Genomic DNA, 21,964 nt, shown 5'->3' with positions numbered 1-21,964 from the left:
TAAACTGAAGCTTGCGCGTAAGGCGCGCCCTGCCGGGATGGTGGAACTGGTAGACACGCCATCTTGAGGGGGTGGTGCCCGCAAGGGCGTGCGGGTTCAAGTCCCGCTCCCGGCACCAAAAGGCCCTGAGGGGCCTTTTTCTTTATGGGGCTTCTCCTGGAGCGCACCCTTAAGACCCTCGAGGACACCCAGGCCCTGGCCGGGGAGGTCCTGCCCCTGTTGCCGGAAGGAAGCCTGGTGGTCCTGCAAGGGCCCTTAGGGGCAGGCAAGACCACCTTCGTCCGCTTCCTGGCCCAGGCCTTGGGCTTTGGGGGAAGGGTCACGAGCCCCAGCTACACCTTGATCCACACCTACCCCACCCCCGAAGGCCCCCTGGTGCACGCCGACCTCTACCGCCTTAAGGACCCCGCCCTTCTCCTTCCCCAGCTGGAAGCCTCCCGGGAGGGAGCCCGCCTGGTGCTGGTGGAGTGGGGGGATCCCGAGGCCCTAGGGGCCGACTTCCTCCTCCGCCTCACCCCCCAAGGGGAGGTGCGCCTCGCCCAGCTATGGCAGCTCCACCCCGGCCAGGAGGAGGGCATCCAGCAAGGCTTCCCGCCCAGCCCGCCCGGCGAATAGGGCCACCACCTTTCCCTCCGCGTCCACCACGAAGGTCCAGGGCTGGCCCACCACCTTGAAACGGTTGGCCACCTCGTGGGGCTTGTCCTTCTCCGAGGCCAGAAGGGGAAGGAAGCGGGGGTAGGCCTTCATGTACTCCAGCACCACCTCCCGGGTGTCCTTGGGCTCCCGGCTGATCACGTAGAAGGGCACCTTGGTCTCCTCCGCCACCCGGTGAAGCCCAGGGAACTCCGCCCGGCACACCGGGCACCAGCTGGCCCAGAAGACGATGACCGCAGGCTTCTTCATGGTGGCAGGGGTAACCAGGTTACCCTTGGGATCCAAAAGGGAAAACTCAGGCAGGCGCTGGCCCGGCCCCACCGCAAGGGCCAAACCCAGAAGCAAAAGCCACCCCACCCAACGCCCTAGCATGCCTCCATTGTGTACCCTAGCGGGGGTGGGTATGTAAACCATCTCACCTTGGCCGCCGTAACCTTTTCAGATCGTGGTCCGGCCAGATGCCATCCGCCACCAGGTGAAGCCATTGGGAAAAGTAGTAGCCCAAAAGGGCAAAACCCCAAACCTCCCAAGGCCAAGAGGGTAGCCTCAGGGAAAACCCCATGCCCAGATACCCCGCGAGGCCTTGGGCCAGAACCGCCAAGCCCCCAAGGAGCCCCACCAGGTACCCCAGCCGGGTCAAGGGCCCCAGCACCCAGGTGTGGGAAAGCCCCCGGTGGCGGAATAGCCATCCGTAAGGGCGCCAAAGGAGGCCCAAGAGGCCCCAGCGGCGTAGGGAACGCGTCCCCTTCTCCGCCAAGTCCAGGTCCGGGGAGAGGAGAAAGGTCCCCGCCAGGTAGGCCAGGGCAAAGGCCAAAGCCCTGGGCTCCTCTGGGGAACCCCCATAGGCCAGGTAGGCCACCGCCCCCCCGCCCAGGACCGTCAGGTTGATGGCCTCGTGCACCCGCCCCGAGGGCATAGGGCCATCCTAAAGGGCAGGCAGGGGAAAACGCTCCCCCGCCGACAGGACATCCATCCGTAGCCCCTTAACCCCCCGGCCCGTGTACTCCGCCCCTCCGGCATCCACCAAGGTGACCTCCCCCGCCCAGACCTCGCCCAAGCCCCTAAGAAGGCGGAGGGCGGTGTTTTCCAATAGGCCCAGGCCCACCAGGTCCGGGTTGTCGGCCACCAGGCGGGAAAGGGCCAGAAACCGCCCCCGTTCCTCCACCCGGGGGAGGAAGACCAGGCCCCGGAGAAGGGCCAGGCCCAAGGCGGCCCTCACCTCCCCTTCCAGGGAGTAGAAGGCCGCCTCCCCCAGGAGGCCCGCCGCCTCCCCCAAGGCCACCACCCCACCCCCCTGCCGGTGAACCTCCAAAAGGGCCTGAAGGAGCGGGCTCCCCCGTATTAGATCCAAAAACTCCGGCAATCCCTCCGCGGCCAAGAAGACCAGGGGGCTTTGGGCCACCGCCTGGGCCACCAGGGGATCAAAGGCTTCCTCCCGGCGCCTGAGATAGAGCACCCGTCCCTGCCTGAGGCCCAGGCTGCGGTAGGCCAACCGCCAGGCCTCCGCCAGGTCCCGCAAGGGATAGGGCACCAGAAAGAGGGCCTCTCCCCGGGCCTCCTCCAGGAGCCTGGCCTCCACCGGACGCAAGGCCCCCCGAAGGGGATCGGCAGTCAGCAAGGCGAAAAAGCCCTGGCGCATACCGACCTCCTATACCCCTAGGGTAATGCCCTCCTCATGAAAGGAAAAGGGTGGTGTGGTAGACTTGAGGGCGTGGCCGCGATGGTATCCCCCCCGGGGGCCTTATCCAAGGACAAGAGGAGGGCCATCCTCGAGGCCACCTTGGAAATCCTCCGGGAGATGGGGCTTTCCGGGCTGAAGATGGAGGAGGTGGCCCGGCGGGCGGAGGTGGGCAAGGGCACCATCTACCTGTACTTCCGCGACAAGAAGGACCTCTTGAAAAACCTGGTGGAGGAAAGGACCTGGGCCTTCTACCGGGAGGTGGAGGAGGTGGTGCGCCAAAAGGCGCCCTTTTTTGTGCGCCTGGAAGCCCTCTTGCAAAAGCGCTTGGCCTGGATCGCCGAATGGCGAGGCCTGTGGGCCGCGGTAGCCCGGGAGGCCATGGAGGACCCCACCCCTTGGCTCAAAGGGCTTCACCAGCACTACCTGGACCTCTTGGAGGAGCTGGTGCGAAGCGGCCAGGAGGAAGGAGCCGTGCGCCCGGGGCTTTCCCCCAGGGCCACCGCCCACGTGATCGCGGCCTTGGGGTGTACGCCTCAGCTAGAGGTAGAGGCTTATTTGGAGCATCTCCTAGAGGTGCTCCGGAAAGGAGTGGCGCCGTGAAAGAGTTCCGTCCCGGCGACAAGGTGGTCCTGCCCCCTTACGGGGTTGGCGTGGTGGCGGGCATAGCCCAACGGAGCGTGAGCGGAGTAAGTCGGGCCTACTACCAGGTGGACTTCCCCGGTTCCCGCTCCAAGGCCTACGTACCCGTGGAAGCCCCCCAAAGCGTGGGCATGCGCAAAGCCCTGGCCCCTGAGGAGGTACCGGTGATCCTGGACCTCCTCAAAAATGGGCGCATGCCCCTGCCCAAGCAGTGGGCCGCCCGGCATCGCAAGACCAGCGAGATCCTGGCGGACGGGAACCCCTACCGCATCGCCCAGATGGCGGGCCAGCTCAGGGCTTGGGAGCTGGAGCGGGGCCTGCCGGACCTGGACCGCCAGGCCCTAAGGCGGGCCATCTACCTGCTGGCGGAAGAAGTTTCCCAGACCCTGGAGATCACCGTCCAAGAAGCCAAGCGCCTCTTTGAGGAGGCCTGGGGCGAAGAACTGAACTGAGGAAACGCTTGGCTGACCAGGGGCCCCGGAATCCGGGGCCCTTTCCCTTCCCGCCTCCACCTAAAGGAGGAGGCTCCAGACTTTCTTTTCCATCTCCAGGATGCGGGCCAGGTAGCGCTCCACCACCCCAGGGTCCAGCCCCTCCACCTGGCCCTGGGCCATCACCTCCAGGTCAAAGAGCACCGCTTGGAACTCGGGAGCCGCCCAATGTTGGGAAAGTTCCTGCCAGGGTCCATCTCCCTCCACGTGGGCGTTCCAGGCCTCCAGGAAAAGGTGGTTCAGGAAGTAGAAGAAGACCAGGCGGTAGGGGTAGGAAAACCCCTCCATCTCCTGGAGCAGGGCGACGTACTCCTGCCGCACCGGATGGACCGGCTCCTTAGGATCCGCCCCTTGGGAAAGGAGCCAGTCCAGCTCTTCCACCGTGGCCATGAGGGCCTGGACCAAAGGGGCCCGGTGGGGATGAGGGGCATCCCGCAAAAGCCCCACCTGAAACCGGTATAAGGCCTCCACAAAGGGGAAGTCCTGCTTGAGCCAAAAGGCGAAGCGTTCCTCATCCCAGCGGATGGGCAAGGCCTTGATCTCCTCCAGGGCCTTGGGGCAACAGCCAAACAGGTCCCTAAACAGCCCCATGCTCCCCCCCCAGGACCCCATAGCGCACATACCCTGAATGCCGGAGGGCTTCCGCCACCTTCCTGGCGTGGTCCTCGCTCTCTGCAAACCCAAAAAAGGCGCTACCCGAGCCCGTCATGAGCACCCCCCTTAGCCCCTGATCCCGCAGCCTGGCCTTCACCCGGCGGAGTTCTGGATAAAGGCGGAAGGCAGGGGCCTCGAGGCTATTCCAGTAGGGGGGCTCCTCCCCTCTTTCCAGGGCCTCGAGGATCTCCCCCACGGGGAGGTCGGGCCCAAAGTCGTGGGGCTTGACCTCCGCATAGACCCTGGCGGTAGGAAGGCGCAGGCCCGAGGAAAAGACCACCACGAAACGAGGGGGTAGGGAAAGGGGCCTTAACCTCTCCCCCACCCCGCGGGCCTCGGCCACCCCCCCTCGGAGGAAGAAGGGCACGTCCGCCCCCAGGGAAAGGGCAAGGGCCTGGAGGTCCACCTCCGCGGGATAAAGCTCCTTTAGGCCCAAGAGCACCTGGGCGGCATCCGAGCTGCCCCCGCCCAGGCCTGCCCCTTCGGGTAGGGCCTTTTCCAATACGATGCGCACCCCCCCGGGCCAGCCTGCCGCCTCCAGGTAAGCGGCCGCCGCCCGGTAGGCCAGGTTCCTCCGCCCGTAGCGCCCGCGGAACTCAATCCCCTCGGGGATGGGTTCCAAAAAGAGCCTATCCCCGAAGGAAAGGGCGGCAAAGAGGGTATGCAGCTCGTGATAGCCATCCGGCCTCTTGCCGAGGAGGGAGAGGCCCAGGTTCACCTTGGCCACCGCTAGGCGTTCCATACCTGCGCCAACGCCTCCGCCAAAGGCAGATCCTCCGGATAGGTGATCTTAAAGGCCGTCCTCTCCCCTTCCACCAGGGCCACGGGATACCCCAGGGCCCTCACCAGCTGGGCGTCGTCGGTGGCGGCCAGCCCCCGCCTCCTGGCGTAGGCATGGGCCTCCCGCAGGAGAGCGGTGAAGAAGCCCTGGGGGGTCTGGACCAGGCGCAGGGCCTCCCGGGGCACCACCTCCCCGTAGGCCTCCCCCTCTGGGCGGATCAGGGTGTCGGGAAGGGGCAGAACCGGCACCGCGGCCCCCGTGGTGCGGGTGGCCTCGAGGACCCGCCCTATAAGCCCCCGGCTCACGAAGGGCCGGGCCACATCGTGCACCAGGACCAAGGGGAGGCTTGCCGCTTCCAAGAGGCGGGAAACCGACTCCTGCCGGGTCCTGCCCCCCTCCAGAAAGGCGGCGCGAAGCCCCCTAGGGGCCTCCGCTCCCGGGGGAAGGGCCACCAGGACCTCCGCCGCCTCCTGGAAGGCCCCCAAGGCCCACTCCAAGAGGGTCTTCCCCCCCACCCGCAGGAAGGCCTTGGGCCCTAGGCCCAGCCGCTCCCCGTTCCCAGCGGCAGGGATGAGGACGGAGTACATCGCGGGCTCACCTCCAGGCAAAGCCGCCACGCCCCCATGGTAGCATGGGCCCCATGAGCCTTTGGGAAGCCCTTCTCTTAGGGGTGGTGGAGGGGCTCACCGAGTTCCTACCCGTGTCCTCCACCGGCCACCTCACCTTGCTCTTTCACCTCCTGGGCCTGCCCATCCAGGAAGACCCCTTCCTAAAAACCTTCCTCATCGCCATCCAGCTGGGGGCCATCCTGGCCATTTTGCTGCTTTATGGCCGGCGTTTTGCGGTGGACCGGGCCCTTTGGCTGCGCATAGGGGCAGCCTTCCTACCCACCGCCGCCATGGGCTTCCTCCTCTACCCCCTCATCAAGGGGAAGATCCTGGGGGATGACGGCATCGTGGTCTTCTTCCTCTTCTTCGTGGGCCTGGTCCTCCTCCTGGCGGACCGCCTGGCAGAACGGGCCCGCTATGGGGATGTGCTGGAGCTACCCTGGGCCCGGGTGGCCCTGATCGGGGTTTTCCAGGGGCTTGCCGCCCTCTTCCCGGGCACCAGCCGCAGCGGGGCCACCATCCTGGGAGGACTTCTTCTGGGCCTAAGGCGCAAGGCGGCGGCGGAGTTCAGCTTCCTCCTGGCCCTGCCCACCATGCTGGCCGCCGTGGGCTACGACCTCTTCAAGAGCGCCCCGGCCGTACCCCAAGGGGGCTGGACCCTCCTCGTGGTGGGCTTCCTCGCCGCCTTGGTCACCGCCCTCCTCACCGTGCGCTGGATGCTTTCCTTTGTGGAGCGCCACGGCTTCAGGCCCTTTGCCCTCTACCGCATGGCCCTGGCCCTGGTCTATGCCTACTTCTTCTTACGCTAGGGCCAGGACCCGGTCCAGGGCCTCGAGGAATCCCTGGTAAAGCTCCCGCCTGGCCCCCTCCCCCATGAGGCCAAGCCGCAGCACCTGGCCCCGGGTGGGCCCGATCCCCCCCGCCACCGCCACCCCTTGGGCGTAAAGGCCTTTCACCAGGCGATCCGCCTCCACCCCTTGGGGGGGGCGCACCACCAAAACGGTGGGCAAGGGGCTGGCCTTGGGGTAGAGGCGAAAGCCCCGCTCCTCCAGCTCCCCAAGGAGCCAGGCGTACACCTCCTGGGCCCGCTTTTGGCGGGCCTCCACCCCCTCCTCCAGGACCAGGTCCAGGGCCTCCAGAAGGGCGTAGTGCAGGAGGACCGGGGTGGTGTGATGGTACCCCCCCCGCTCCCAATGCTCCGCCACCCGCTCCAGGTCCAGGTACCAGCCCCGCCTAGCGGTGAAGGCCCGCCGGGCCTCGAGGCTCACCGCCACCGGGGCCAAACCCGGGGGGGCGGAGAGGCACTTCTGGCTCCCTGTGAAGGCGTAGTCCACCCCCATCTCCCGCATGGAGAAGGGAAGCATCCCCAGGGTGGTGACGGCATCCAAAAAGAAAAGGGCCCCGGCCTCCTGGGCCAGGGCCCCGATCTCCCGGGCCGGGTTCAGCACCCCGGTGGAGGTTTCCCCGTGCACCAGGGCCACCATGCGGTAGGGCCTTCCCCTTAGGGCCTGGGCCACGGCCTCCGGGTCCACGGGCTCGCCCGGGGGAAACTCCAAAACCGTGGGCTCCAGGCCGTGCACCTGGGCCATCTCCGCCACCCTTCGGGAGAAGGCCCCGTTCACCAGCACCAAAACAGGGCCCCGATCCAGGTTGGCCAGGCCGGCCTCCATGCCCAGGCTTCCCGAGCCCGCCAAAGCGGCCACCAAGGCTCCTTCTCCGGGGTCAAAAAGCCAGCGGAGCCTCTCCTGGATGGCTCGGTTCACCGCCAGCACCTCCGGGTCCAGGTGGCCCCGCATGGGGCGCATAAGGGCCTTCTGCACGCGTTCCGGGATGGGGGTGGGTCCAGGGGTCAGAAGCAGCATCTCGCCTCCTCTACGCCCGTGGGAAGCGGGCATAAGAAAAGCCCCCGCGGCCAGACCGGGGGGGCCCTTCCCGCAGGAAGGGGCCCCCTACCGGATAGCTCGCAGGAGCCTCATTGGGGAACACTTTAGCCTAAGCCCCTTTCCTTGTAAAGTGCTAGTTGGATGAAGGACTACTACGCCATCCTGGGGGTGGGCCGGGAGGCCACCCAGGAGGAGATCAAAAAGGCCTACCGAAGGCTCGCCCTCCAGTACCACCCCGACCGCAACCCCGGGGACAAGGAGGCCGAGGAGCGCTTCAAGGAGATCAACGAGGCCTACGCCATCCTCTCCGACCCCGAGAAGCGGGCCCAGTACGACCGGGGGCTTCTGGGGGCGCCGGAGTTCCAAGCGGAGGACCTCTTTGACCTCTTCGCCCAGGTCTTCGGCTTCCGCTCCGGGCGCACCGCTCCCCGGGGGGAGGACCTCGAGGCCCAGGTGGAGGTGGCACTGGAGGACCTGCTCGGGGGAAAAGAGGTGGAGGTGACGTACGCCCGGCTGGTCCCTTGCGAATCCTGCCATGGCCAGGGGGGCAAGCGGGTGGCCTGCCCCACCTGCGGAGGCCGCGGGGTGGTGGAAACCTACCGCCAGGGCCTCTTTTCCGGCTTCGTAACCCGCTCCACCTGCCCCCACTGTAAAGGGCAGGGCTACCTCCTGGCCGAGGCCTGCCCCACCTGCCGGGGCCGGGGCCGGGTGGCCCGGGAGGAGAGGGTCCGGGTGAGGATCCCCCCGGGCATGGACGAGGGCCAAATCCTCCGGGTCCCGGGCTACGGCAATCTGGCCCCAGGAGGCCCCGGGGACCTCTACGTGCGCCTTAGAATCCGGCCCCACCCCCATCTGGAGCGGGAAGGCCCCCACCTGGTCTACCGCCTGAGGATCGGCCTAGCCCAGGCGGCCCTGGGCACCCGGGTAGAGGTACCCGGGCTCTCTGGGCCCATTCCCCTGGACATCCCTCCAGGCACCGGGCACGGGGAGGTGTTTGAGCTCCCTGGGGAGGGCCTTCCCTACCCCGGGGGCCGGGGAGCCTTAAGGGTGGTGGTGGAGCTTTCCGTACCCAAACACCTTTCCCCCAAGGCCAAAGAGCTCCTGAGGGCCTACGCGGAGGAGGTGGGGGAAAAAGTGGCCCCCGAGGGCTTTTGGGAAAAGCTCAAGGGGCTCTTTCGCAAATAGGACCCCTCGTGGTACACTGAGGCATTCCGGGTGGCTATAGGGTGGCCCCTGGGGTCTAAAGCAACCCCTAAAGCCCCGGATACGGGCCTAAGGGCCCGGAAGAGAAGGAGCAGTATGCAGAAGGGTCGGGTCAAGTGGTTCAACGCGGAGAAGGGCTACGGCTTCATTGAGCGCGAGGGCGACACCGATGTGTTCGTCCACTTCAGCGCCATCAACGCCAAGGGGTTCCGCACCCTGAACGAGGGCGACATCGTCACCTTTGACGTGGAGCCGGGCAAGAACGGCAAGGGCCCCCAGGCGGTGAACGTCACCGTGGTGGAGCCAGCCCGCAGGTAAAGGGTAACCTGGACCGCCGTGGGGAGACCTCCCCACGGCGCTAAACTTTTGGGGAACCCATCACCCCATTCTCAGGCTCGGACCGGTAGCATGGGAGGGATGCGGACCCTCAGCATTAGCCTGCGCCCCGTGCATCCGGAGGACGCACCCCTTTTGCACGGGCTCTTCCTGCGAAGCCCAGGGTACTTCGCCTTGATCGGTATGGAACCCCCGGCCCTGGAGGACGTGGCCCGGGACCTGGCCACCCTAGAAAGGGACGAGCGCCGCCGGGCCTTTCTCCTCCTCCTGGAGGAGGAGGTGGTGGGCTACCTGGACTACAAGCTCCACTACCCCGAGCCCGAGGACGCCACCCTAAGCCTCCTCCTCATCCGGGAAGACCGCCAGGGCCAGGGCCTAGGGCGGAGGGCTCTGGAGCATCTCCTAAACCACCTTACGGGGGCCGAGCGGCTTTATGCGGTGGTCTACGGCAACAACGCCCGGGCTAAGGACTTCTTCCGGGCCCAGGGCTTCCGCCACGTGAAAGACGGGGGCCCCACCCTAAGCTGGTACGTGCGGGAGTTATAAACGAAACCCCGCCGAGGGTCCCAAGCCCCCTGGGCCGAAGGTTTACCCCTTAGCCCAGCCCGGCCAGCTTGCGGTTTTTCTCAATGTAGGACTTCCACTGCTCGGGAACGTCCTCCTCAGGGAAGATGGCGTTCACCGGGCAGGCGGGCACACAGGCCCCGCAGTCAATGCACTCCTCGGGGTGGATGTAGAACTGGTCCCCCCCGTCGTAGATGCACTCCACGGGGCAGACCTCCACGCAGGACTGGTCCTTTACGCCGATGCAGGGTTCACAGATCACGTGCGGCATCCTTCACCTCCCGAGCTACCGCTCCCCCCTATTTTAGGGCAGCAGGCTCTTTGTCAACCGCCTAGGCCCCCAGGTGCCGGAAGAAGGCCTCCCGGGAGATGGCCCCCAGGACCTCCTCCCCCCTGACCACCAGGACCAGGGGTTGACGCAGGAAAAGGGGGGAAAGCTCGCTCACCGCCACCTCGGCCTCCACGCTGGGCACCTCCTCTAAGGGCAGGATGTGGTCGGAAAGGCCCAAAAGCCCCACCGGACGCCCCTCCTGCACCAAAAGGGCCACCCCCCGGCCCTCGTAGGCCTCCAGGGCCTCCACCTGGGGCAAAGGCTTCGCCAAGCGGCGGGCCGGGGTGGGCCAGAGAAGCCCGGCGGTGAGCAAGGTGGTGCAGGGCACCCGTACCGCCTTCTTGGCCACGTAGAGGGCAAAGGTGAAGAAGAGGAGAAACCCTAGGCCTTCCAGGAGGCCGGTAAAGTTAAAGTGCTCCCATCCCAGCCTGCCCCCGCCCCCCAGGAGGGAGTGGAGGAGGTAGGAAAAAAGAAGGCCCAGCACCAAGGCAGCCAGATAGGCGAAAAGCCCGGCCAGGCGGAGTTCCTTCACCGTACGCATGGGCTTAGCTTACCAGGTCCTCCTCCCGGTCCACGTCCACCCCCACCTCGGGGTAGGGGGTGATGAGGGCCCTGGCCTCCACCCCCAGGATCCTCTTGGCCCGCGCCTCCAGCTCAGGAAGGGTAAGCCGGCCCAGGAGAAGCTTAAGGAGGATATCCCAGCCGATGAGCCGGGCCAGGGCCCAAGGCTTCTTCCTAAGGGCCACCACCCTTTGGGCCAGGGGCAGGGCCTGGAAGAAGAGCTCCTTGTGCAAAAGCAACAGGTTTCCCCCGGTGAAGACCCCTTCCCTAAGCCGGGCGTAGGTGCGCCGGGTATGGGGAAAACGGGCCTCCACCGCCCCTTTGGGCACGATGGGGTAAACCAGGGCGGCTTCCGGGGCCTTTTCCAGCACGAAGCGCACCGCCTCCGGGCTCAGGTGGGGAATGTCCGCGGTGGCCACCAGGACCCGGCCCTCCGCGTGCCCCAGGGCCGCCTCCAGATTGCCAAGCAGACTCCCGGTGTCGGGCAGGGTAAGGCGGGGGGAGGGGGCTAGGCCTGGGTTCTCCCCCACGTAGATGGCGGAAAGCCCTGCCTCCTGCAGGGCGGAAAGCACCCACTCCGCCATGGGCCGGCCCCGATAGGGCACCAGGGCCTTGCTCCGCACCCCGTACTTGCGGGCCCAAGCCTCCTCACCGCCTCCCAAGACGATGGCCTCCACCTCCCTATGCTAACGGCTTATCCTTTGGGCATGGTCCGCTGGTCGGCGCCTTTAGGCCTTTTTCTCCTTTGGGCCCTCACCCTCTACGCCTATCCCCATCTGCCATCCTCCATCCCCGCCCACGGGAACGCCCAAGGGGAGGTCACCCGGTACGGAAGCCGCCTCGAGGTCCTCCTCCTACCCCTCGTGGTTACCCTTCTCCTCTACCCCCTCCTGGCCCTAGCCCCCAGGTCCTTGGGGAAACCACCTGCCATCTGGGCGTGGCTGGAGGCCGCCACCGTCTGGAGCTTCACCCTCCTGCAAGGCATCCTTCTCTACGCCGCTTGGGCCCAGGCCCAGGGGATACCCTTCCCCCTGGGAAGGGCTCTTTTTGTAGGGGTAGGCCTGGTCTTCCTGGTCCTAGGCCTCCTCCTCCCTCACCTTCCCCCTAATCCCGTGGCCGGGGTCCGCACCCCCTGGACCCTGGCGGACCTCGAGGTCTGGCGGAAAACCCAGCGGAGGGCCGGCCTTGTCCTTACCCTCCTGGGCTGCTGGGCCTGGGTAGTGGCCCTTCTGGGGGGTGAGGGACCCTGGCTTTGGGCCTGGCTTCTCGCCCTGGTCCTAGGGGGCCTTTACCTGGCCCTCTTTTCCTACCGGGCCTGGAAGAAGCCCCTCTAGAAGGCTTCCCGCCGCGGAAACCCACGGCGGGAAACCCCCCCTTGGCGGTGGCCCTCAGAGGGGTCTAAGGGTAAACCGCAGCACCTGGTTTCCGCTGACCTGCACCGTCTCCACCAGGGTGCGGTACCCAGGGGCCACCAGGGTGAGCTCGTGCTGGCCAAAGGGCGCCTCGAGGCGCAGGTAGCCTCCCTTGGCCACCCCCACCTCCTCCCCGTTCAAGAAGACCCGGGCCTCCACGTTCAGGTAAAGCTCCAACACCGCCCGCACCGGGAGGAGCTCCACATAAAGCCTCACGGACTCCCCGGGGCGCACCTCCACCTGGGCCCGGTACTCCCCGTAGCCGGGGGCCAGGACCCGCACCTCATGGAGACCGGCCTCCAGGCTTACCCTCAAGGGCGCCCGGCCCATGAGGCGGCCATCCACATAGACCTCGGCCCCCTCGGGCCTGGCCTCCAGGTAAAGCTCCCCGGTGCGGATGGGCCTAAGGCTGGCGGAAACCCGGGTCTCCCGGCCCCGCTCCACCCGCACCGTGGCCCGGTAGGGCTCGTAACCGGGGGCCCTAAACTCCACCTGGTAGGTCCCCTCGTCCAGGACCAGGCGCAAGGGGGTGCGGCCCCGCAAGGCGCCGTTCACGTAGGCCTCGGCCCCCGTGGGGTTGGACTCCAGGAAGAGGGTCCCGGTGCGGGAAACGGGGTTAAGGCGCACGTCCAGCCGGGTGGTCTCCCCCCTTCGCACCTGGACCGCGACCCGGTAGGTCTCATAGCCGGCCAGCCTAAGCTCCACCTGGTAGCGGCCTTCGGGCAGGCTTAGGGAAAGGGGGGTACGGCCCCGGAGGGCCCCCTCCACGTACACCTCGGCCCCCGAGGGAGTGGAGGAGATGACCAGGGTTCCCTGCCTGGGCTCGGGCACCAGCTGGGCGAAGACCTGCACCCGCTCCCCCGGCTTCGGGTTCACCGTCACCCGGTAGGGCTGGTAGCCGGCAAGCCGGAGCTCCACCTCCTGCCGGCCGGGGTTCACCTGGAGGGTGAGGGGGGTGCGCCCAGAAAGCCGGCCATTGAGGTAGACCTCGGCGCCGGTGGGCCTGGAGTCCACCACCAAGGTGGCCAGGGCCGGGCTAGGTGGGGGAGCCGTCACCCGGCCCACGTAGTAGCGGGCCACGTCCGTGACCCAGTCCTTGGGGGGAAGGGGCTCCACCACAATGGAAAGCGCCCGGGCCAGGCCTTCCGCCCCTTGTACCCGCAGCCGGTTGGCCTCCACATCCAGGATCTCCCCCAAGGAGAGGGGGCGCTTGCTGGCCACGGCCAGGATGCGGTCCTCCCCTTCCGGGCCGGTCACCGTGTAGCGGTAGCGGGCCCCTTCCGGGGGAAAGCGCCGGGTCTCCCCCGCCCGGAGGAAGTTGTCCCGCTCAAAGGCGTTGGGCAGGATGGGGTCAATCCTGCCATCGGCGTTGATGTTGAAAAGGTAGACATAGGCATCCTGGTTCACGTTCACGTAGATGAAGATGGGCTCACCGATCTGATAAACGCTCGTGCCCCGCTTTCCTGGGTCCTTGTCCACCCAAACCCTTACCTGAAGGTCGGTGGGCACCGGGTTCACGAGGATGCCCTGGGGGCTTATCTGCTGGGCCAAGGCCGCCCCCAAACCCAAAATGGCCAAAAGCAGTTTCCGCATAGCCCTCACCTCCGCCCTCAGGCTAAAGCCTCCCTGTGAAAATCCTGAGGGAAAAAGGCCAAGGCCCCTTAAGACTCGGCGTAGGCCCCTAAGGTGCGGAAGCGGCGGTAACGGTCTTGGTAGAGTTCCTCCGGGGAAAGCCCCTTGAGCTCCTCGAGGGTCCTTAGGAGGGCTTCCTTGATGTTCTGGATGGCCTTCAAGGGATCCTTGTGGGCCCCGCCCTCGGGCTCGGGAACGATGGCGTCCACCACCTTCTGGGCCAGAAGGTCCGTGGGCGTGAGCCTCAGGGCCTCGGCGGCCTTGGGAGCCTCCTTGGCCTCCCGCCAGAGGATGGCCGCGCAGGACTCGGGACTAATCACCGAGTACCAGGCGTTTTCCATGATGAGGACCCGGTTGGCCACCCCGATGGCCAAGGCCCCCCCGCTTCCCCCCTCCCCCAGGATGAGGGCGATGGCGGGAACCCTCAGGCGGCTCATGCGCTGGATGCTCTGGGCGATGACCCAGGCCTGGCCCCGCTCCTCCGCGGAAACCCCCGGGTAGGCCCCCGGGGTGTCAATGAAGGAGATGAAGGGATAGCCGAAGCGGTCCGCCAGGTCCATGAGGCGCATGGCCTTGCGGTACCCCTCGGGATGGGGCATGCCGAAGTTGCGCTGCAGGTTCTCCTTGGTGTCCCGCCCTTTTTGGTGGCCCACCACCACCACCTTCTGCCCCTCCAGGTAGGCCAGCCCCCCCACGATGGCGGGATCGTCGGCGAAGGCCCGGTCCCCATGGAGTTCCAAAAAGTCCTGGAAGGCCTTCTCCAGGACGTCCAAGGTGGTGGGGCGGCCCGGGGCCCGGGCCAGCTGCACCCTCTGCCAGGCGGTGAGGTGGCCATAGACCTCCTGCTTGAGCCGGGCCAGGCGTTCTTCCAGGAGACGGATCTCCGCCTCGAGGTCCACCCCCGTGGTGCGGGCCGTCTCCTTCAGCTCGGCGATGCGTTTTTCCAGCTCTAGGATGGGCTTTTCAAACTCCAGTGCCATAGGAAACCCCGGGGTGCAGGTGGCGGAGGACCTGGACCACCTCCGCCTTCAGCCTCCTGCGGTCCGTGACCCGGTCCACCATGCCGTGCTTCAGCAAGAACTCCGAGCGCTGGAAGCCCTCGGGGAGCTCCTGGCGGATGGTCTGGCGGATAACCCTGGGCCCGGCAAAGCCGATCAAGGCCCCAGGCTCGGCGAAGATCACGTCAGCCAAGGCGGCGAAGCTGGCGGTAACCCCCCCGGTGGTGGGATCCGTGAGGATGGACACGTAGGGAAGCCGCCTTTCCCAAAGGCGGTCCAGGCTCATCACCGTCTTGGCCATCTGCATGAGGGAAAGGGCCGCCTCCTGCATCCTGGCCCCCCCCGAGGCCGCCACGATCACCAGGGCCCGGCCCTCCGCCGCCGCCCGCTCCGCCCCCCGGGCGATCTCCTCCCCCACCACGCTCCCCATGGAGCCACCGGCAAAGGCGTAGTCCATGACCATGAGGACCGCAGGCACCCCGCCGATGGCGCAGGTGCCCCCCAGGATGGCGTCGGGGCGGCCGGTTTCCTCTTGGTAAGCCTTAAGCCTTTCCCGGTAGGGTTTGGTGTCCACGAAACCCAAGGGGTCCAAGGGCTTAAGCCGGGTGATCTCCTGGAAGGTGCCGGCATCGGCCAGCATCTCCACCCGCTCGGGAGCGGGCACCCGGTGGTGGTGGCCGCACTTGGGGCAGACGTACAGGTTCTCCTTAAACTCCTTCTTATAGAGCTGGGCCCCACAGGCCTCGCACTTGGTCCAAAGCTCGGGGACGTCCCGGTTCTCCCCGCTGGGCCTTTTCCTTCGGAAAAGCCGCTCTAGGGCCACGCTACGCCTCCTTGGGGGCTTCCAGGGCCCTGGTCTCCCCCGCCAGGCTCTGGCCGATGAAGACCGCCCCCGCTTCCACATCCAAGGCCTGGGCCCGAATGGTGCCGGTGAAGCGGGCCGTCTTGGAAAGGCTGACCTTGGTGGCCACCAAGTCGGCCTTGACCTCCCCGTGGATCTGGACGCTTCCTGCCTCCACCCTCTCCCCCTCCACCCGGCCCGTGCGGCCCACCTCCAACTCCCCTTCCACGTAGACCGAGCCCTTGACCAGGCCGTCGATGCGCACCTGGCCCTTGGCCTTCAGGTCCCCCAGGACCTCGGTGTCGGGCCCCAGGTAGGTGAGGGCCCCCGTCTGCCTCCTCCCCAGCATCCGCCCCATTTTAACGGGAGGCCCAAAGGGGGTCTAGGTAGGGCCTGGGGTCCAAGGGGGTGCCGTAGCGGTAGACGCTGTAGTGGAGGTGGGGGCCGGTGGAGCGGCCCGTGGAGCCCACGTACCCCAGGACCTGCCCCCTTTCCACCCTCTGCCCGGGGTGCACCGCCAAGCGGGAAAGGTGGCCATAGAGGGTCTGGTACCCCTCCGCATGGTCCAGGAGGACGGCAAGGCCATAGGCCCCCATCCAGCCCACCTGGGCCACCACCCCGCTTCCCGTGGCGTAGACGGGAGCCCCATAGGGAGCGGCGAAGTCCAGGCCGTCGTGGAACTCGTACCCCGGGCCGAAGGGGTTTTTGCGCATGCCGAAAAAGGAGGTGACCCCCTCGTGCCCCCGTAGGGGCAGGCCCCGGGGAAGGCTTCGCTCCACCTCCAGGGTCCTTTCCAGAGCTGGGACCACCTCCTTAAGCTGGTTTTTAAGGTCCAGGATCTCCGCTCGCACCTCCGCCCAGCCCGCCAGGGACTCCTCGGCCACGGCCCCACCCCCCTGGCCCCCTTCCTGGTAGCGCACGGGAAGGGCGTTCAAGGGGGAAAGCCCCGCCCGGCGGCGGAGCTCTTCTATGGCCTTCTTGATCTCCTCCAGCTCCTTTTTGGTGCGTTTGGCCTCCTCCGAGAGGGCCCCGTTTTTGGCCCGCTCCGCCTCGAGGGCCAGGGAAAGCCTCCGGGCCTCCTGGGAAAGGGCCTGGAGGCGGACCTCCAGGGTTTGGGCCTCCCGGCTCCTATGCCAGAGGTAGAGGTTGGCCCCGGTCCAAAGGGTTAGGAGGGCCAGGAAGAGGGCCACGGCCCACCCCGGCAGGACCACCGCCCGGCTTCCCCCGCCGCTTCGGGCCAGGAACAGGGTATAGCGCACGGGCCTTTTCCAGCGTCGCTTCATCCGGCAAGAGTATACCCTACCCCCTCGCCCCTAAGGGCAAGGCCACTGGTTGAGGCCAATGGGTTGGCCCTTAGGGCAAAGCGTCCAAGACCAGGGGCAGGGGGTTGGCCTCCAGGCCCAGGCGGAAGGCCTCCCTTAGATGGGCCAGGGCCTCCTCCAGGCCCCGGCCATGGTGGTAGACCAGGGCTAGGGCCTCCCCCCTTGCCACCCGGTCCCCGGGCTTTTTCAGGAGATGGACCCCCACCCCGGGGTCGATGGCCTCGCCCTTTTTCCTTCGCCCACCCCCCAGGGCCAAGACCGCCAGGCCCACCCGGTAGGCGTCCACCTCCTGCACCACTCCCTCCCCTTCCGCCAAAAGGGGCAACTCCTCCCCTAGGGGCAGCAGGGTGAAGTCCTCCACCACCCTGGCCTCCCCCCCTTGGGCCTCGAGGAAGGCCCGGAACTTCTCCAGGGCCTCCCCGCTTTCCCAGGCCCTCCGGGCCAGGCCCGGGTCCAACCCTTCCAGCCCCAAGGCCTCCTCCGCAAGGCGCAAGGCCACGGCCACCAGATCCTCAGGCCCCTTCCCCTTTAGGGTCTCTATGGCCTCCCGCACCTCAATGGCATTCCCCACCGCCCGGCCCAAGGGGGCCTCCATGCTGGTGAGAAGGGCCCGCACCCTGCGGCCCGCCCCCTGGCCGATCTCCACCATGGTCTTGGCGAGAAGCCGGGCCTCCTCCAGGGTCTTCATGAAGGCTCCCTTGCCCACCTTCACGTCCAACACGATGCTCCTGGCCCCAGCCGCCAGCTTCTTGCTCATGATGGAGCTGGCGATCAAGGGGATGCTCTCCACGGTGGCGGTCACGTCCCTTAGGGCGTAAAGCTTTCCGTCCAAGGGGGCCAGGTCCGGGCTTTGGGCGGCGATGACCAGGCCGATGCGCTGGGCCCTATCCAGAAACTCCTCCTCCGTCATCTCCCCCCGCCAGCCCGGCACCGACTCCAGCTTGTCAATGGTCCCCCCCGTGTGGGCCAGGCCCCGGCCCGACATCTTGGCGAAGGTGCAGCCCGCCGCCGCCAGGATGGGCCCCACCACCAGGCTCACCTTGTCCCCCACCCCCCCGGAGGAGTGCTTGTCCACGGGGTGGGGCAGGTGGGAAAGGTCCAAAACCTTTCCGGAATAGGCCATGGTTTCCGTAAGCCAAAGGGTTTCCTCCCGGTCCAGGCCCCTTAAGAAGGCCGCCATGAGCCAGGCGGAGACCTGGTAGTCCGCCACCTCTTCCTTCAGGTAGCCGAGGAGGAAGGCCTCGAGGTCCTGGCGCCTATGCCTAAGGCCCTCCCGCTTCTCGCGGATAAACGCCACCGGGTTCATGCCCCCATGCTACGCCAGGGCCGCGGCCGGGCGGTACCGCCTTGGCATCGGGGAGTTAGGGCACCTCTTCCCTTCGGAGGTTTCCCAATCCCGCCTGGGGTATGGCCGGGACGTCTAGCTTCCCCTTTTCTAGGGGAAACTGAGCCCTCCCAGGGGTGGACATTCCCTGGGCCCTGGGGTGATAATCTAGTTGATGGATAGGGGAAAGCCCAAAGGAGCGGAGCCAAAAAGCCGGGTGCTGAGCTTGGACCCCCGGGACCGCCCCCTTTATACCCTCCGGGAAGCCGCCCGTTACCTAGGCATCCCCGTAGCCACCCTTCGCACCTGGGTGCGTGGGAGAAGCTACACCACGGCCCAAGGGGCAAGGTGGTCTGAACCCCTGATAACCCCTCCAGAAGAAGGCCACCTGCTCTCCTTCCACAACCTGGTAGAAGCCAATGTGCTCGCCGCACTAAGGGAAGAGTTTGGTGTCTCTATGGCCAAAATCCGACGCATGGTGAAGTACGCCATGGAGCACCTTGGGGTAGCCCGCCCCTTGCTGCTTGACCTGAAAGCTGGCCTTGGCGACATCTTTGTTAGGGATCCTCAAGGATTGCTGTCGCTGAGTCGTTCCGGCCAACTAGCCTTGGAGAAAATCCTAGAGAGCTACCTGGCTAGGGTGCACCGGGATGCAAGGGGAAGGCCGCTTCGTTTCCACCCTCCCGTAGCTGACCAAATACGCAGCGACCGGATCGTGCTGGATCCGCAAGTAGCCTTTGGCGCGCCCACCGTGAAAGGTATCCGAACCCGCATCATTGCGCTTCGGTATGATTCCGGTGAAACCCCCACGTCCCTAGCTGAAGACTACGGCATCAGTGTAGAAGACGTGAAGGAAGCGATCCTTTTCGAGGGCAGGGCTGCGTGAGTCCCACCTACTTCTGTGACCGGAATCTTGGCCGCAAGTTCCCCTTACGCCTTCGCCAACTAGGGCTAACCGTAGAACTCCACGATGACCATTTCTCCCAAGAGGAACGGGACGAAATATGGATTCCCCAGGTGAGCCGGAAACAATGGATCATCCTAACGCTGGACGAGAGGATACGCTTCAATAAAACAGAAAAGGAAGTGCTCCTAGCCTACAGGGCCAGGGTAATCCTCTTACCCAACCCCAAGCAGCAAATGCCAGGCTGGCTTGTTCAGGTAGCCCAAGAGTTCGCAAATGCCCAAGCCCGGATCACACGGTTCATAAATAGAACCCCCCCGCCCTTTGTAGCCCGATTCCGGATCACAGAGAAGAAAGGTAAAAAACGCTATCACCTAAAATGCCTTGACCTCTAGCGTTCAGTACGCCTGCCCCGTGGCCTTGGTGAGGAGAAGCCTGAACTCGTGGGGGCTGGTGGCGGCGGAAAGGGCGTCCTCCAGGGAGATGAGCCCCTGGGTGTAGAGCTCCACCAGGTGCTGGTCAAAGGTGTGCATCCCGTGGATGGAGCCCTCCATCATGGCCTCCTTGATCTGGGGGGTCTTGTCCTCATCCTTGATGAGCTCCCGCACGTAAGGGGTGGCGATGAGAACCTCCAGGGCCAGCACCCTCCCCTTCCCGTCCGCCCGGGGTAAAAGCCTCTGGGAAAGGATGCCCAGAAGGGACTCGGCAAGGAGAATGCGCACCTGCTGGTGCTCATGAAGCGGGAAAAACTCGATGATGCGGTTGATGGTCCTCGCCGCATCCAGGGTGTGGAGGGTGGAGAGCACCAGGTGCCCGGTCTGGGCCGCCATGAGGGCAGCCTCCACCGTTTCCTTGTCCCGCATCTCCCCAATCAGGATCACGTCGGGGTCCTGGCGCATGGCGTACTTTACCCCGGAGTAGAAGCTATCCGTGTCCAGCCCCACCTCCCGCTGCACCACCAGGCTCTTCTTGTGCTTGTGCAGGAACTCTATGGGGTCCTCAATGGTGACGATGTTCTTGGCGTAGTGCAGGTTGATATGGTCAATGAGGGCCGCCAGGGTGGTGCTTTTGCCGCTTCCTGTGGGCCCGGTGACCAGGATGAGCCCCCGCTCCTTGGCGGCGAGCCCCTCCATCACCTCCCGGGGCAGGCCCAAGGCCTCAAAGCTGGGAATCACCTCGGCCACCACCCGCATCACCAAGCCGAAGCTTCCCCGCTGCCTCAGGAGGTTGCAACGGAAGCGGGCCACCCCCGGGATGGTGTAGGCGAAGTCCAGCTCCTTGCGGTACTCCACCTCCTCCCACTGCTCCGGGGTAAGGAGGGCTTTGGCGATGGCCTCCGTGTCCTTGGGGGTTAGGGGCCGGTTGCCAAAGGGCTTCAGCTTCCCATCCACCCGGATCACGGGCGGGGCCCCCGCCTGCAGGTGGATGTCCGAGGCCCGGGCCTGGACCATGGCCTTGAGCATCTCCAAGAGGCTTTGCCTACCCTCCTGGGGGAAAGCTTCGCTCATGGGTAGACCTCCAGGTTATCGATCAGGCGCACCTCGGGAAAGCGGCCCGCCACGATCCCCCTGGCCCCGGGCACAAAGCGGGAAAGGGGAAGGAGGGTTTCCGGGTGCACGATGGCCAGATAGTCCGGGCGGAACTCGGGCACCTCCTTGAGCACCTCCTCCCCTTTTTCCAAGGCCTCGGCCACGCCTTTTCCCCCCAAGGCCGCCTCCCGCATGGCCCAAAGGGCCCGGTAAAGCACCGTGGCCTCCTTGCGCCTTTCCGGGGACAGGTAGACGTTGCGGCTGGAAAGGGCCAGCCCATCCTCCTCCCGCACCGTGGGCACCCCCACCACCTCCAGGGGAAAGCCCAGGTCCCGCACCATCTTGCGGATCAGCAAAAGCTGCTGGTAGTCCTTCTCCCCAAAATAGGCCCGGCTTGGCCCCACCAGGAGGAAGAGCCTAGCCACCACCGTGGCCACCCCTTGGAAGTGCCCAGGGCGCACCTCCCCCTCCCATAGGGCGGTGAGGGGACCCGCCACGGTGATGCGGCTGGAAAACCCCGCGGGATACATCTCCTCCACGCTGGGGGCGAAGAGGAGATCCACCCCCGCCTCCTCGAGCAGGGCCCGGTCCCGCTCCAGGTCCCGGGGGTAACGGTGGTAGTCCTCCCCGGGGCCAAACTGCAAGGGGTTGACGAAGATGGAAACCACCACCAAGGGGTTTTCCTTGCGGGCCCGCTCCACCAAGGCCAGGTGCCCCCGGTGGAGATACCCCATGGTGGGAACAAAGCCTATCCCCTCCCGAGGAAGGGCCTGCCGGAGCTCGGCCACGGTGTGCGCCACCTTCACGGGCTTAAGTATACTTTCCCCGTGGGCAAGAAGAAGCGTGAGGAAAAGCTCAAGAAAAAGGCCCTGAAGGAATGGGAGGAGAGGCGGCCCAAAACCTTCCGCGAAGCCCTTAGGTATTTCCCCGGAATCTTCTTCCGCACCACCTTGGTGGTGATGGCGGCCACCCTCCTCATCCTGCTCACCGCATCCCTGGGCCTCACCTGGGCCCAAAGCATGTGGTTCCAGATCCTGGTCTATCTGGGGTTTTACCTTCTCTTTCAGCGCTTCATCATGGGGCCCTTGGCCCCGCCACGGCTGAAATAGGAAGGATAGCCGGAACCAGCCGCGGGCCCAACCTCCTGGGGGTGGCCCTTTTTCCCAAGGCCCCGTGGCGGCGTGGGGGCCACCAAGGGGGAAGCCCTTTTACGGGGAACGCCCCTGCCTGGTCATGGAGGCCCTTTCCCCCGCCACGGAGGCCCAGGACCGGAGGGAGAGGATGCGGGCCTACCTGGGCTTGGTCAGGCCTAGCCCATCCCCAACCCCCAAAGCAAGGGGCTTGCAGGGTACATCCGCGAGGAAATGGGCTATAGCCCTAAGGCCTACCCCGGCGGCCAGGTGCCCTGCCTGGGTATACCCCTAGGCCTGGAAGCCCTCTACTCGGCCCTGGACTAGGCCCAGGGCCTTAACCCTTAAATCCTCTCGGCGTCCGCCCAGAAGCCCTCGAGGTCGTAGTACTCCCGGGCCTCGGGGGTCATGAGGTGGACCACCACCTCCCCGTAGTCCAGCACCACCCAGCGGGGGCTCTGCCCCTCCGTGGGCCGGGGCCGAAGC

General features: G+C 66.2%; 30 protein-coding genes, 1 tRNA gene and 1 pseudogene. 13 read left to right on the top strand and 19 right to left on the bottom strand.

The features are described 5' to 3' along the window. Nucleotides 1-31 precede the first annotated feature (31 nt). Together Q0693_RS01970 and tsaE are read left to right on the top strand one after the other, a co-directional pair. Nucleotides 32-118 (top strand) — tRNA-Leu (locus Q0693_RS01970). Between the two features lie 26 nt (nt 119-144). Then, a complete protein-coding gene (gene tsaE, locus Q0693_RS01965) occupies nt 145-615 on the top strand; it encodes a tRNA (adenosine(37)-N6)-threonylcarbamoyltransferase complex ATPase subunit type 1 TsaE (protein WP_298628765.1) in 471 nt (156 codons plus the stop codon). Here the strand turns inward: tsaE and Q0693_RS01960 are convergent. Genes Q0693_RS01960 through Q0693_RS01950 form a run of 3 tightly spaced genes read right to left on the bottom strand, consistent with a single transcriptional unit; the run spans nt 544 to nt 2,293 of the window. Further along, complete coding sequence (locus Q0693_RS01960; RefSeq protein ID WP_298628763.1) at nt 544-1,026, bottom strand: TlpA disulfide reductase family protein; 483 nt, start codon at nt 1,024-1,026, stop codon at nt 544-546. The genes tsaE and Q0693_RS01960 overlap by 72 nt on opposite strands. 43 nt (nt 1,027-1,069) lie before the next feature. Then, a complete protein-coding gene (locus Q0693_RS01955; protein ID WP_298628761.1) occupies nt 1,070-1,570 on the bottom strand; it encodes a DUF2227 family putative metal-binding protein in 501 nt (166 codons plus the stop codon). A gap of 9 nt (nt 1,571-1,579) precedes the next feature. Continuing rightward, nucleotides 1,580-2,293, bottom strand: coding sequence for a cyanophycinase (locus Q0693_RS01950; RefSeq protein ID WP_114313486.1), 714 nt, complete (start codon nt 2,291-2,293; stop codon nt 1,580-1,582). 72 nt (nt 2,294-2,365) lie between these two features. Here Q0693_RS01950 and Q0693_RS01945 point away from each other — a divergent pair, with 72 nt between their 5' ends. After that, nucleotides 2,366-2,935, top strand: coding sequence for a TetR/AcrR family transcriptional regulator (locus Q0693_RS01945; protein WP_243031044.1), 570 nt, complete (start codon nt 2,366-2,368; stop codon nt 2,933-2,935). Then, on the top strand, nt 2,932-3,426 hold the full coding sequence (locus Q0693_RS01940; RefSeq protein WP_114313488.1) for a CarD family transcriptional regulator: 495 nt from the start codon (nt 2,932-2,934) through the stop codon (nt 3,424-3,426). Before Q0693_RS01945 ends, Q0693_RS01940 begins: the two co-directional genes overlap by 4 nt. Nucleotides 3,427-3,486: 60 nt before the next feature. Here Q0693_RS01940 and Q0693_RS01935 read toward each other — a convergent pair whose 3' ends face one another. From Q0693_RS01935 to ispD, 3 genes are read right to left on the bottom strand one after another with little or no spacing between them, the layout of a single operon-like run. Further along, complete coding sequence (locus tag Q0693_RS01935) at nt 3,487-4,056, bottom strand: hypothetical protein (protein WP_243028331.1); 570 nt, start codon at nt 4,054-4,056, stop codon at nt 3,487-3,489. Then, complete coding sequence (gene ispE, locus Q0693_RS01930) at nt 4,043-4,861, bottom strand: 4-(cytidine 5'-diphospho)-2-C-methyl-D-erythritol kinase (protein WP_298628757.1); 819 nt, start codon at nt 4,859-4,861, stop codon at nt 4,043-4,045. The genes Q0693_RS01935 and ispE overlap by 14 nt, the downstream gene beginning before the upstream one ends. After that, nucleotides 4,849-5,487, bottom strand: a complete 639-nt coding sequence (gene ispD, locus Q0693_RS01925; protein WP_243031062.1) for a 2-C-methyl-D-erythritol 4-phosphate cytidylyltransferase — start codon at nt 5,485-5,487, stop codon at nt 4,849-4,851. The genes ispE and ispD overlap by 13 nt, the downstream gene beginning before the upstream one ends. 44 nt (nt 5,488-5,531) lie before the next feature. Between ispD and Q0693_RS01920 the strand changes: the two genes are divergently transcribed. Continuing rightward, nucleotides 5,532-6,317 (top strand): undecaprenyl-diphosphate phosphatase, encoded by a 786-nt coding sequence (locus Q0693_RS01920; protein ID WP_298628755.1) that lies wholly within the window; start codon nt 5,532-5,534, stop codon nt 6,315-6,317. On the opposite strand, the gene Q0693_RS01915 is transcribed toward Q0693_RS01920, so the two are convergent. Next, nucleotides 6,309-7,370, bottom strand: coding sequence for an alanine--glyoxylate aminotransferase family protein (locus Q0693_RS01915; protein ID WP_298628753.1), 1,062 nt, complete (start codon nt 7,368-7,370; stop codon nt 6,309-6,311). The two genes, Q0693_RS01920 and Q0693_RS01915, sit on opposite strands and share 9 nt — an antisense overlap. Nucleotides 7,371-7,532: 162 nt before the next feature. Between Q0693_RS01915 and Q0693_RS01910 the strand changes: the two genes are divergently transcribed. From Q0693_RS01910 to Q0693_RS01900, 3 genes are all read left to right on the top strand, one after another. After that, the gene (locus Q0693_RS01910; protein ID WP_298628751.1) at nt 7,533-8,576 is read left to right on the top strand and encodes a J domain-containing protein; all 1,044 of its coding nucleotides are present in this window, start codon (nt 7,533-7,535) and stop codon (nt 8,574-8,576) included. Between the two features lie 114 nt (nt 8,577-8,690). Continuing rightward, nucleotides 8,691-8,912, top strand: a complete 222-nt coding sequence (locus tag Q0693_RS01905) for a cold-shock protein (protein WP_014516375.1) — start codon at nt 8,691-8,693, stop codon at nt 8,910-8,912. 90 nt (nt 8,913-9,002) lie between these two features. Then, complete coding sequence (locus Q0693_RS01900) at nt 9,003-9,476, top strand: GNAT family N-acetyltransferase (protein WP_243031038.1); 474 nt, start codon at nt 9,003-9,005, stop codon at nt 9,474-9,476. A 49-nt stretch (nt 9,477-9,525) separates the two neighbouring features. Here Q0693_RS01900 and Q0693_RS01895 read toward each other — a convergent pair whose 3' ends face one another. The 3 genes from Q0693_RS01895 to Q0693_RS01885 all read right to left on the bottom strand — a co-directional run bounded on the left by Q0693_RS01895 (nt 9,526) and on the right by Q0693_RS01885 (nt 11,063). Then, on the bottom strand, nt 9,526-9,765 hold the full coding sequence (locus Q0693_RS01895; protein ID WP_015716251.1) for a ferredoxin: 240 nt from the start codon (nt 9,763-9,765) through the stop codon (nt 9,526-9,528). Nucleotides 9,766-9,826: 61 nt separating this feature from the next. Next, nucleotides 9,827-10,366: a hypothetical protein gene (locus tag Q0693_RS01890; RefSeq protein ID WP_243031037.1), complete on the bottom strand. Its 540-nt coding sequence runs from the start codon at nt 10,364-10,366 to the stop codon at nt 9,827-9,829. A gap of 4 nt (nt 10,367-10,370) precedes the next feature. After that, nucleotides 10,371-11,063 (bottom strand): NTP transferase domain-containing protein, encoded by a 693-nt coding sequence (locus Q0693_RS01885; RefSeq protein WP_298628746.1) that lies wholly within the window; start codon nt 11,061-11,063, stop codon nt 10,371-10,373. A 30-nt stretch (nt 11,064-11,093) separates the two neighbouring features. Between Q0693_RS01885 and Q0693_RS01880 the strand changes: the two genes are divergently transcribed. Beyond that, entirely contained in the window at nt 11,094-11,720 is a 627-nt protein-coding gene (locus tag Q0693_RS01880) for a DUF1648 domain-containing protein (RefSeq protein WP_298628745.1), read from the top strand. Between the two features lie 54 nt (nt 11,721-11,774). Here the strand turns inward: Q0693_RS01880 and Q0693_RS01875 are convergent, their stop codons facing one another. The 6 genes from Q0693_RS01875 to Q0693_RS01850 form a co-directional block, all read right to left on the bottom strand. Then, a complete protein-coding gene (locus Q0693_RS01875) occupies nt 11,775-13,391 on the bottom strand; it encodes a PEGA domain-containing protein (RefSeq protein WP_298628743.1) in 1,617 nt (538 codons plus the stop codon). A gap of 68 nt (nt 13,392-13,459) precedes the next feature. Next, nucleotides 13,460-14,410, bottom strand: a complete 951-nt coding sequence (locus Q0693_RS01870) for an acetyl-CoA carboxylase carboxyltransferase subunit alpha (protein ID WP_298628742.1) — start codon at nt 14,408-14,410, stop codon at nt 13,460-13,462. Continuing rightward, nucleotides 14,394-15,251, bottom strand: a complete 858-nt coding sequence (gene accD / locus Q0693_RS01865) for an acetyl-CoA carboxylase, carboxyltransferase subunit beta (protein ID WP_243031032.1) — start codon at nt 15,249-15,251, stop codon at nt 14,394-14,396. Before accD ends, Q0693_RS01870 begins: the two co-directional genes overlap by 17 nt. 1 nt (nt 15,252) lies before the next feature. Next, nucleotides 15,253-15,618 carry a polymer-forming cytoskeletal protein gene (locus Q0693_RS01860; RefSeq protein WP_243028319.1) on the bottom strand — a complete coding sequence of 122 codons (366 nt, stop codon included), beginning with the start codon at nt 15,616-15,618 and terminating at the stop codon, nt 15,253-15,255. A 10-nt stretch (nt 15,619-15,628) separates the two neighbouring features. Beyond that, nucleotides 15,629-16,552 (bottom strand): M23 family metallopeptidase, encoded by a 924-nt coding sequence (locus Q0693_RS01855; protein WP_298628737.1) that lies wholly within the window; start codon nt 16,550-16,552, stop codon nt 15,629-15,631. A gap of 70 nt (nt 16,553-16,622) precedes the next feature. Continuing rightward, nucleotides 16,623-17,897 (bottom strand): thymidine phosphorylase, encoded by a 1,275-nt coding sequence (locus Q0693_RS01850; protein WP_298628735.1) that lies wholly within the window; start codon nt 17,895-17,897, stop codon nt 16,623-16,625. 193 nt (nt 17,898-18,090) lie between these two features. Between Q0693_RS01850 and Q0693_RS01845 the strand changes: the two genes are divergently transcribed. Together Q0693_RS01845 and Q0693_RS01840 are read left to right on the top strand one after the other, a co-directional pair. Further along, the gene (locus tag Q0693_RS01845) at nt 18,091-18,801 is read left to right on the top strand and encodes a DUF433 domain-containing protein (RefSeq protein WP_298628733.1); all 711 of its coding nucleotides are present in this window, start codon (nt 18,091-18,093) and stop codon (nt 18,799-18,801) included. Beyond that, on the top strand, nt 18,798-19,214 hold the full coding sequence (locus tag Q0693_RS01840) for a hypothetical protein (RefSeq protein WP_298628731.1): 417 nt from the start codon (nt 18,798-18,800) through the stop codon (nt 19,212-19,214). Before Q0693_RS01845 ends, Q0693_RS01840 begins: the two co-directional genes overlap by 4 nt. Nucleotides 19,215-19,217: 3 nt before the next feature. Here Q0693_RS01840 and Q0693_RS01835 read toward each other — a convergent pair whose 3' ends face one another. After that, entirely contained in the window at nt 19,218-20,327 is a 1,110-nt protein-coding gene (locus Q0693_RS01835; RefSeq protein WP_243031026.1) for a type IV pilus twitching motility protein PilT, read from the bottom strand. Further along, nucleotides 20,324-21,154: a pantoate--beta-alanine ligase gene (gene panC / locus Q0693_RS01830; protein ID WP_298628729.1), complete on the bottom strand. Its 831-nt coding sequence runs from the start codon at nt 21,152-21,154 to the stop codon at nt 20,324-20,326. The genes Q0693_RS01835 and panC overlap by 4 nt, the downstream gene beginning before the upstream one ends. A 21-nt stretch (nt 21,155-21,175) precedes the next feature. On the opposite strand from panC, the gene Q0693_RS01825 reads away from it, so the two are divergent. Both Q0693_RS01825 and Q0693_RS01820 read left to right on the top strand, forming a co-directional pair. Then, complete coding sequence (locus Q0693_RS01825) at nt 21,176-21,457, top strand: hypothetical protein (RefSeq protein ID WP_243031024.1); 282 nt, start codon at nt 21,176-21,178, stop codon at nt 21,455-21,457. A 76-nt stretch (nt 21,458-21,533) separates the two neighbouring features. Beyond that, nucleotides 21,534-21,629: pseudogene (locus tag Q0693_RS01820) on the top strand (Uma2 family endonuclease); the annotation flags it as partial. 193 nt (nt 21,630-21,822) lie between these two features. Here Q0693_RS01820 and Q0693_RS01815 read toward each other — a convergent pair. Then, nucleotides 21,823-21,964: RsfS/YbeB/iojap family protein (locus Q0693_RS01815; protein WP_298628767.1), on the bottom strand; the 142-nt coding region annotated here is incomplete at its 5' end.

It is taken from the genome of uncultured Thermus sp., from assembly GCF_938010445.1.
In the GTDB taxonomy this organism is placed as follows: Bacteria; Deinococcota; Deinococci; order Deinococcales; family Thermaceae; genus Thermus; species Thermus altitudinis.
This window is presented reverse-complemented; position numbering and strand designations above follow the sequence as displayed.